Raw genomic sequence first — 9675 nt, forward strand, 5'->3', positions numbered from 1 at the left:
AAGGGTCAGCTCCGAAGATGCGTTTCGGCGAATCCTTGAAAACAGTAAGAAACCAACTGATCATAAATATCTTGCAGTAGATACAACCCCTCCTTTGCAAAGTTATATGGATAAGGTCATGGAGTATGTGGCGGAATGATTGTGATTCAGCTGCACGATGCATAACCAATAGGGAAAAAGGAAGTAAAAGAACCATTCGCTCTTACTTTCAGGGAATGGGGATTTCATCGTAATCCATACCAACCTGGATAATACTCCTTCCCTAAAACTCGCTGAAAGTGCAGGCGAGGTGGAGTTTTGGTGCATAAAGAAAGGGTTTATATACAAATATGGTGAGTGGAAAGATCACCTTACCAACAAGTACTTCTTAAGAGTGTTTTATTAAACAAATACATCACAAATCTGAAACAGAAAGAAGGAACACCTATGCACACACCATTCCCTATAATCGAAACCGATCGATTGTTTCTAAGAAAAGTAAACGCGGAAGACGCTCCTGATATGCTTGCCTATCTGTCTGAAGAAGAAGTTGTACAACATATGGGACTCGTCCCTTTCCAGACCATTGAAGATGCAATGGATGAGATCAATTGGTACGACTCCATTTATGAAGAAGGAACGGGCATCAGATGGGGGATTACTCTGAAGGAAGAGGGAAAGGTGATAGGGAGCTGCGGATATCTGAATCGTGCCCCAAAACATCACCGGGCGGAAATCGGCTTCGAGCTTAGTAAAGACTACTGGGGGAGAGGGATTGCCCGTGAAGCCCTGGATGCAGTCATCCGTTATGGTTTTCATCACCTTGAGCTGGAGAGAATCGAGGCATTGATCGAACCCGAAAATATTCCCTCCCAAAAACTAGTGGAACGAAAAGGATTCTCCAGAGAAGGGCTGCTCAGACATTACGAATACACCAGGGGTAAATTCGACGACCTTCTCATCTATTCCATTTTGAAAAACGAAATCATCGATACGCATAAAAGCTGAAGGTTATTTTATTGGACTTCTGCTGTTTTTTTATAACAACCAATATTATCAAGTGGTTGAATATGGTAACATAGACTCATAGAATTTATTTTCTTACTATTTCGTCATTTTTGATAAAGACAAGCATTGAAGGGGGACACAGAAATGATCCCGGCAAACGGAAAGACAGATCCCTTCCTGATCAGCAGGATCAGAGAAAAGGACATGGAGTCCATCATCGATTGGTTTGAACGAAACCAGCAATCTTTCTATACACTCGGCTGGTCATATCTCAGAAACAGGCAGCAAATGGAAGATCTTTTTTACAAAGCAATGATTACCATTCAGGAAGAACTGCCGCGTTTTAAGAGAAAGACCTCTTTTGAAATCTGGGCGTCGTCCATTTTTATTCAGACATGCCGTGAGCTTTCAGATGAGAATCAAGTACAGGATTCGAAAAGAACTGAACCGAGACAGGATGTATTCAATGCATTGGACAAACTGAAACCAGAAGATAAAGAAGCAATTGCGTTAACATACCTAAAGGGATTTTCCCTGGGGGATTCGGCACGTATACTGCAAATTGAGGCAGGCTCGGTCAAAGAGCGGATATTTTCAGGAATCCAGTCACTGCGGTCGGAAATGGGCTACGGTTCGAACTTCGAAGGCTGTCCCGAATACCAACCGTATTACGTCGACTACCTGGGGAGGGACCTCGATCGTCCGCAAAAGGTTGAATTCGAAATACATATTTACAATTGTCACGGCTGTCAGGATGATCTTGCCGCGTTTCAGGATGTCATGCTGACCCTTACCGGAATCACAGAAGAGTTTGAAGTCCCTCCCGGTGTCATGGAGAATGTGAAAGTCAGGCTGGAAGAAAAGGAAAAACGCAGGCAGCTGAAGAAAAAGAAGCGTAAAAACATCGGGCTTGCATTTGCCGGTGTCTTCGCATTACTGCTGTGTACCGGCTTTGTCACTGGAAGCTTCAGCAATCTCTATTACTCATGGACAGAAGACAATAAAGAGCTTCGTACTTATCTTCAGCAGGACCTTGGGGAGCGGCTTGATCTGGAAGCGGAAAGTGAAGGTGTGAAAATCAAGATCAAAAGTGTGATTGCGGATGACGTGCAGACACTTGTCTTTTATGAAATCACCGATATGAAAAAAGACAGCCAATACGTGCTGAATTCCCATGATGGGGTTTTCGTACAGAACGAAAGTGAGATCATGAACCGTGAAGCCTACCCAAGATATTCGCCGCCTTCCAATCCATCCGATATCCATGATGAGAAGAACGTGTATCAGGGACATATGAGCCTGCTGCCTCTCATAGAAGATAGCGGAACCATCGAATTAAGGATCACGAGATTGCAGAAAATGGTCCGGGATCCCGATCAACCAGGTGAGTTTCGCCCATGGTCCTATGAAGAGCCGGAATTTGCCCATGGAGAGTGGACATTCGAAATACCGGTGAAGAAACACCCTTCCGTCGTTCATGAGCTGAACCAAGAGACCGAAATTGAAGGCATGCCGTTGCATTTCGACAAACTCACGATTGCACCTACAGCAACTCTCCTGCAATTTAAGTTTAAAAATGATCAGCCGGAGAAGAAGCGGATTGAAGTCCTGAATTTTGACAGCATCCAGGCTGGTGATAAGAAGGTAAAGTCAGATCTGTATGGGAGCACGTTCGTAGAAAATCATGAAAATATGGAATGGAATACATTTCAGTCACATTTTGACTCTCTCTACGGTGAAGATCTGGAAGAATTGTCCCTCCGGTTCGGTGCAATACAAATGACTGTCCAAAAACCGAAAACCATCCAACTCAATGAAGCCAAGGTCTTTCCGCAAACCTTTGAATATCTGGGAAGTACCATCTCGATCGACAAAGTGGAAGTCGGATTTCCAACAGAAATCGTGATCAGTAACCATGACCTGGAAAATCGGGAATATGACTCCCTTCAATTCCATGTGACCGGGGAGAGTGAGTATGACCAAATGTCTATGGGAATGGGGACGGAAGGAGTCCTGGTTGATAAACATGGAAAGGAATACAATCCTCAGGAATTGAATTTTCCTTTTGAAGAAATTGAGCAGCCGCGCTTTTTAGAAACCGTTCAAAGCTTTGAGCTCCACAATAACGAAACAGGTGAAAAAGTCATCCCGAAAAAGCTGGAAATCCAAGGATACAGTACAACGAAATATGTGGATGATTTGGTGAAGATCGAGTTGTAGCAGGAACAAGATTTAGATTCTGGGGTCTGTCCGATATAGCGGGTGGGCTTCTTTTTTAAGCAAAACAGGATTCTCGTCATAAACAAAAGCTCTGATCCGAAGGAGTTATAATGGCATAAATTTGGAGAATGAAAGATAAGGAGCCGCTCGGTTTAATGATAAAATAAAGGTGGACAAATCAGGAGGGGAACGACTTTGACACATCTACTCATCTTTATTTCCATCATTTTCATCGCATCAATTCTGCAGACAAGCACAGGATTCGGCTTCTCGATCATGGCGACACCGTTTTTACTCCTGTTGTTTCAGCCGAACGAAGCCATTCAGATCAATCTAATTCTATCGTTGCTGATATCAATCGCGCTCATTTGGAAAATCAGGAAAGCCATCGATTTTGTTTTAATGAAGAAATTCATTGCAGGAAGTCTGGCGGGTGTCCCGGTCGGCATATTTATCTTTATGACCATCGATGACCTTACTACCTTTAAGATAGTGGTCAGCATCCTGCTGCTGGTCCTGACCGTGTTGCTCGTGTTGAAATTCAGGATCAAACGGACGCCGCTCCGGGACTACATGATTGGTGGGATATCAGGGGTGCTGACAACGAGCATCGGAATGCCTGGACCGCCGTTATTGCTGTATTTTGCAGGGACCGGCACGAAAAAAGCCGTTTTGCGTGCGACGACATTGGCGTTTTATCTATTCATCTACCTCATCAGTTTGGCAACCCAACTTATATTTGCAGGGACAAACAGGATCATCTGGGAATCAAGCCTTAAAGCAATCCCAATCCTCATTCTCGGTCTGTTGATCGGCCAAGTTCTATTCAACTGGATCAATCAGCGGATCTTCACGATTTTCACCTATGTGCTGTTAAGTTTCACTGGGCTCTACCTGTTGATTGAGAGTATCTTCTTCTAAACAAACAAAAGAGGGTGGGACATAAGTGTTTTAGTCTAAGTAAAATCCGAACTAATTTGCCTTCTTACAGGCAAATCAGTTCGGGTTTTTATTTTGCTCAATGTACATTTAGATTTTAGCTCTTTCCAGCGGTTGATTGGAGTGCAAGACGAAGACTCCTGCGGGAAAAGTAGCTTATGTGAGACCCCGCAGGCTTGCCGAGGAGACTCACGGGCTACCCGCGGAAAGCGAAGTCTTGCACGGAAATCATTAGCGGTATTGAACATACACTGAAATTGTTCATCTTTATGTCGTGGTTTATTAGTTTTGTCCCTGCCCCGTTGCTTATCATTATCCTTCCGGCGCAACAATCCGCCATCCATGTGACACGAGGTTTTCCAAATAGGTTTCGATATTGAGATCCTGGACCTCGATTGCAAGCGGCGCCAATGAAACCCAGCAGTCACCTTCTGCATAGTTCAAGGTTACTTTCACCACTTCATATCCATTGTGGAAGTCTGGATGAAAGCCGGGATCATCAAGAATGTCCCCTTTTACCGGACGAATGAAAGATTCAACCGTCTTCATCATCGCTGCACTCTTTTCCGGTTCATTTATAGAAGAAACAAAGATCATCAGGTGAATATTCAATCCTCTCTACCTCCTATCCTTATAAAAACCATTGTAACAAGTTTAGTAGAAAATATGTCATTAGCAGGATGAAAAAGCGCTTCTTTTTTTCGATTTCACGGTGTAAAATAAATACAATATATGTGATTGATTAATTTAACTTGGGGAGACTGGAAAACTTCATAATATGAGCCTTTGCTGTTATTGCTGCCGCTAATACTGCCTGCCGGATGCGTCGTTTTTATAAAGTATTCGGAATATTAAATAAATTAGAAGAGGTTGAGGAAAAGTTGACAATGGAAACCAATGAAATGACTGTTAAGGAACAAAGTATTTTTCATCACTCCGGGAATAAAATCAAAACGGAAGATCGAGAGGTTCGAATCATAGCCAGATTGGAAGAACCATGCATTGCCGTTTTGGCAAATGTACTGAGTGATGAAGAATGCGATGCGCTCATCCAACTGTCAAAGGACCGCATGAACCGCTCGAAAATCGGCAATACCCGAAACGTGGATGATCTCAGAACAAGCAGCAGCATGTTCTTTGAAGAAGCTGAAAACGACGTGGTCGCAAAAGTTGAAAGAAGGGTTTCACACATCATGGGCATCCCGGTTGAACACGGTGAAGGCCTCCAAGTCCTGAATTATAAAATCGGCCAGGAATACAAAGCGCACTTTGATTTTTTCCGATCGGCATCACAAAAGCCGGTAAACAACCCAAGAATCAGCACACTCGTCATGTACCTGAATGACGTGGAAGAAGGCGGCCAAACCTACTTCCCCAAACTGAACTTTTCGGTCTCCCCTCAAAAGGGCATGGCCGTATACTTCGAATACTTCTACGATAACCTGGAACTGAACGATCTTACATTACACGGCGGCTCACCTGTCATAGCTGGAGACAAATGGGCAGCGACACAGTGGATGAGAAGAAAGATTTATAGATAAGCAGAGGACCCTCCCTATTTGTGGGAGGGTTCTTTTTATGGATAGCATGATTTGGATTATCATGAACATTGAGAGGTTATTGGACAAAATTCATAGATTAGTGGACGGAGATTAGAAGAGAGCAGAACACCACATAGAATAACAGAAAAAGCTTGAGACTCTTTAGATAAAGACCTAAAAGTATGCAGGAAATCAGGCAAATCTTAGAATGCAGGTCAAAGCTTGGCAGTAGAGAAACAAAACCCATATAATAATGGTTAACACCCGGAGAACACCAGACCCTGCCGATAGAATTTGAAAGGAATGATCCAATAATGAAATTATCCTGCGACACCCAGTATATCCGTGAAATCTCCCTTAAAAAAGATCGCATCCCCTCTTATCAGCAATTTCCGTTTAGCCTCCCTGTTATGAAGAATTTCAGTGAACTAACTTTCCATCCTAATGTCACTTATATCATAGGCGAAAATGGGATGGGGAAGTCGACCCTTCTTGAAGGGATTGCGATTGCACTGGGGTTCAATCCTGAAGGAGGCACACTGAATTTCAACTTCTCGAGCTTTGATTCCCACTCCGATCTGCACGATTATCTTCGGCTTGTAAAGGGTGTTGAACGGGCGAAGGACAATTTTTTCTTTCGGGCTGAAACGTTCTATAATGTGGCTTCCAATATAGAAGAGCTGGACAGTGAGCCTGCATTTGGTGCAAAGATCATTGACTCGTTTGGAGGAAAGTCCCTCCATGAACAATCGCATGGCGAATCATTCTTCGCCGCATTCACCGAGCGTTTCCGCGGGGATGGATTGTACATCCTGGATGAACCTGAAGCTGCATTATCGCCGCTTCGCCAGCTGTCGATGCTTGCCCGGATTAATGAACTTGTCAATAAAGGCTCTCAATTCATCATCTCCACCCATTCTCCGATCCTTATGGCATATCCGGACGCAAAGGTCATTGAACTGACTGAATCCGGCATGACGGATTCAAGACTTGAAGATACCGGTCATTATGCAATTATGAAGCAATTTATCGAAGACAGGGAACGGCTGCTTGTTCATCTGTTTAGAGAGTGATTGGTATTGGCGGGGAGGGTGGGTTGTTATTTTATGGTTAAACGAGAGATTATTGGCCAAAACTCATGTAAAGACCATGAAATCGATAATGGTGCCCGATTCATCAAGATACAATAAATATGCTTAATTTACTCAACACCATGTTAAAAAAGGACAAACAAAAAACCCCGCCAATCGGACGGGGTTTTTCTTCACAAAGATTAACGAGAGTAGAACTCAACGATAAGAGCTTCGTTAATTTCAGCAGGTAATTCAGAACGCTCAGGAACGCGTGTGAAAGTACCTTCTAATTTGTCAGCATCGAAAGTTAAGAACTCAGGAACAAAGCTGTTCACTTCAAGAGCTTCTTTGATGATGTCAAAGTTGCGTGATTTTTCACGAACTGAGATTGTTTGTCCAGGTTGTACGCGGAAAGATGGGATATCTACGCGAGATCCATTAACCGTTACGTGGCCGTGGTTAACAAGCTGACGAGCTTGGCGGCGAGTACGTGCAAGACCTAAACGATAAACAACGTTATCAAGACGGCACTCAAGTAAAGCCATGAAGTTTTCACCGTGTTTACCTTGTAATTTGCCAGCTTGGTCAAATAGGTTACGGAATTGACGTTCAGTTACTCCGTACATGTGACGAAGTTTTTGCTTTTCTTGAAGTTGTAAACCGTATTCAGAGATTTTCTTGCGTTGGTTAGGACCATGAGGACCTGGAGCGTAAGGACGCTTTTCTAATTCTTTACCCGTACCGCTTAGAGAGATTCCAAGACGACGAGATAATTTCCAACTTGGACCAGTATAACGAGCCATGAGAGACTCCTCCTTTATTGTTTTTATTTTGTTGTAAAATAAAAACACCTGTGAATAACAATTATGTGTATTTTGTTTTCATGTACCTTCGCCCTAGCAGCAGAGGGTTACAAGATACACCTCAAAGAGTAGAGGAACAAAATACGAGCATAAAGGATTTCACTGAAGCTGCATTATTTTACACAAAGAATATTATATGATGCATAAGAACAGAAGTCAAGGAAGTATTTGAGATTTGTATAGAAAGAAGCAGTACTATTATAAGGAATATATTGAGGAGTTTAAAACTAAAACATATATTGTTCCCTCTAATATACCAGGGGATTCCGGGCGAATTTACATATCTCAGTTAGTCTTACAGATTAAACGTAAGGCATTAGGAAACCAGTGACAGCCGGTATTCTGCATGACCCGGACCCTCAATCTGTACGTACCGGCTGCCTGCCTAAATAATTCCAAATAATTTCGTTCATGGCTTTCTACCTATGCTATAATAAAGAGTGGCAAATAATTTATTCAGGTGAAGGCTTTTGGAAGAATCAAAGCGTGATAAATACATACGATTTTTATTGATTTCTTTATGTCTGCTGGTCGTGATCATCGGCTTTGTTTACTCCGGGTCCTCGCGTGAAGCAGAGCAGAAACGTGATTCGCATGTTACTGCGCAAGTACTTAAGAAACAGGATGCCGGAGGGAATGCCGTTATAGTTGTCTCCAGAATGGCCGGCAATCAGACTGTTCTTGTCATATATGAAATAGAAAAAGACGATGGATACCGTTTCAACGTGCTGCACAGTGTGGAGATGAAAGAATATGTCGAAGAAATAAGGGTTCGGAGTGACGGGGCAGGACTTTGGGCTAAAGTCAAAAAAGATCAGTGGTTCCTGTTTTCAGATCGTTTAGAAATGCTGAATCAAACAGAGCAGCCCGGACCCGCCCAATCGACCCTGCAGACATTTCACTATGATGAAGACACTTATAGAGTAAGTTTGGCGAAAAAACCAAATAAGATTGAAATACAGCTGCCAAAAGATATAAAGCCAATGGAAATTCATCCGCTGTCCGCTGATGATTCTTTATGGCTCGTTGTAAATGAGGACGAACTGGTCCTGGCAAAATCGCGTTAGCTTTAGATTCACAAACCTTTCAAGGTACGGGTGAGAAAATGACCATTCTAACAGATAGTTTAAACGCTTTTAAATCTGATTTATTCGATTTGATACATGATGAGCCTTTCAACGGGCTGCAGCAGCCAGAACCTCTGCATAAATGGGCAGAGCTGATAAAGGAAAGCCTGGATATTGAAAAAGCCTTCTTATATAAAAACAGGGATCGTGAATACCGCATGATTCAGAATATGGATGAGCTGGAGGCTCCTGCAGCATTTAGTGAAGAAAGCATAGAAAAGCTCTTTGGCAATGACCCTTATTTTATCAGGAATTGTCCGGAACCTTTCTTCCATTCCGGTTTTCGTTTTCAAAAGGATGCAGAAGAGACCTATGTCCTTCTATTTCAGCTTCAGAAAGTATTGTTATCAGCTGATACGGAATGGCTTGCTTCATTTTGGAAGGCGAGTAATCAATTTCTTCAGCATTCATGGAAGATCCAAAGGGTATTTGAAGAAGAAAGCCATTACCGGGAATTGTTTAAGGTGACCGAAGTTTTTCATTCAAACAGGGACGTACAGACATTATTGGTGCAAATCATCGAGACGCTCAGGGAGGTTTTTCCCCTCGATACATTCCGGATCCTTCTTGCCAACGACCGCTATGATTTCGGTTCTCTCCCGATAAAGTCATTTGATTTTGAAAAGGCTAATTCTTTTGCGATGCAGGCGTTTGTAAACGGGAACATCGAGTTGGATGAAGAATCGATGCTGTATGCACCGTTAAGAGGGAAACAGGGAATATATGGTGTCTTGGAAGTGTGCACAGATTCACGCATGCATTTTACCGAGCAAAAAATTGAGTTTATCAAATTGCTTGCTTATACAGCCGGAAGTGCACTGGAAAATGCCAAGCTGTATGAGCAGTCGAAAAGGCTGATCAGTGATTTGCAGCTGATTAATGAGACCTCTCATCAGCTGAATTTGAAGTTCCGCATATCCGACAC

9 protein-coding genes are annotated in these 9675 nt (G+C 42.8%); 7 read left to right on the forward strand and 2 right to left on the reverse strand.

Going from position 1 to position 9675, the window contains the following annotated elements; genetic code table 11:
- The first annotated feature begins 426 nt into the window (after nt 1-426).
- From HP456_RS15380 to HP456_RS15390, 3 genes are all read left to right on the forward strand, one after another.
- The gene (locus tag HP456_RS15380) at nt 427-987 is read left to right on the forward strand and encodes a GNAT family N-acetyltransferase (RefSeq protein ID WP_172252650.1); all 561 of its coding nucleotides are present in this window, start codon (nt 427-429) and stop codon (nt 985-987) included.
- A gap of 144 nt (nt 988-1131) precedes the next feature.
- On the forward strand, nt 1132-3207 hold the full coding sequence (locus tag HP456_RS15385) for a sigma-70 family RNA polymerase sigma factor (RefSeq protein WP_172252652.1): 2076 nt from the start codon (nt 1132-1134) through the stop codon (nt 3205-3207).
- 195 nt (nt 3208-3402) lie between these two features.
- Nucleotides 3403-4128: a sulfite exporter TauE/SafE family protein gene (locus HP456_RS15390; protein WP_172252654.1), complete on the forward strand. Its 726-nt coding sequence runs from the start codon at nt 3403-3405 to the stop codon at nt 4126-4128.
- A gap of 330 nt (nt 4129-4458) precedes the next feature.
- Here the strand turns inward: HP456_RS15390 and HP456_RS15395 are convergent, their stop codons facing one another.
- Nucleotides 4459-4758, reverse strand: coding sequence for a hypothetical protein (locus tag HP456_RS15395; protein WP_172252656.1), 300 nt, complete (start codon nt 4756-4758; stop codon nt 4459-4461).
- 275 nt (nt 4759-5033) lie between these two features.
- Here HP456_RS15395 and HP456_RS15400 point away from each other — a divergent pair, with 275 nt between their 5' ends.
- Both HP456_RS15400 and HP456_RS15405 read left to right on the forward strand, forming a co-directional pair.
- Nucleotides 5034-5687 (forward strand): 2OG-Fe(II) oxygenase, encoded by a 654-nt coding sequence (locus HP456_RS15400; protein WP_172252658.1) that lies wholly within the window; start codon nt 5034-5036, stop codon nt 5685-5687.
- A gap of 314 nt (nt 5688-6001) precedes the next feature.
- On the forward strand, nt 6002-6760 hold the full coding sequence (locus HP456_RS15405; protein WP_172252660.1) for an AAA family ATPase: 759 nt from the start codon (nt 6002-6004) through the stop codon (nt 6758-6760).
- Between the two features lie 200 nt (nt 6761-6960).
- Here HP456_RS15405 and rpsD read toward each other — a convergent pair whose 3' ends face one another.
- Nucleotides 6961-7563 (reverse strand): 30S ribosomal protein S4, encoded by a 603-nt coding sequence (gene rpsD / locus HP456_RS15410; RefSeq protein WP_172252670.1) that lies wholly within the window; start codon nt 7561-7563, stop codon nt 6961-6963.
- Between the two features lie 530 nt (nt 7564-8093).
- Here rpsD and HP456_RS15415 point away from each other — a divergent pair.
- Both HP456_RS15415 and HP456_RS15420 read left to right on the forward strand, forming a co-directional pair.
- On the forward strand, nt 8094-8690 hold the full coding sequence (locus HP456_RS15415) for a hypothetical protein (protein WP_172252672.1): 597 nt from the start codon (nt 8094-8096) through the stop codon (nt 8688-8690).
- 38 nt (nt 8691-8728) lie between these two features.
- A partial coding sequence (locus HP456_RS15420; protein ID WP_172252674.1) for a GAF domain-containing protein occupies nt 8729-9675 on the forward strand: 947 nt, incomplete at its 3' end.

The sequence above is a fragment of the Bacillus haikouensis genome (genome assembly GCF_013179555.1).
Classification (GTDB): Bacteria; Bacillota; Bacilli; order Bacillales; family Bacillaceae_B; genus Rossellomorea; species Rossellomorea haikouensis_A.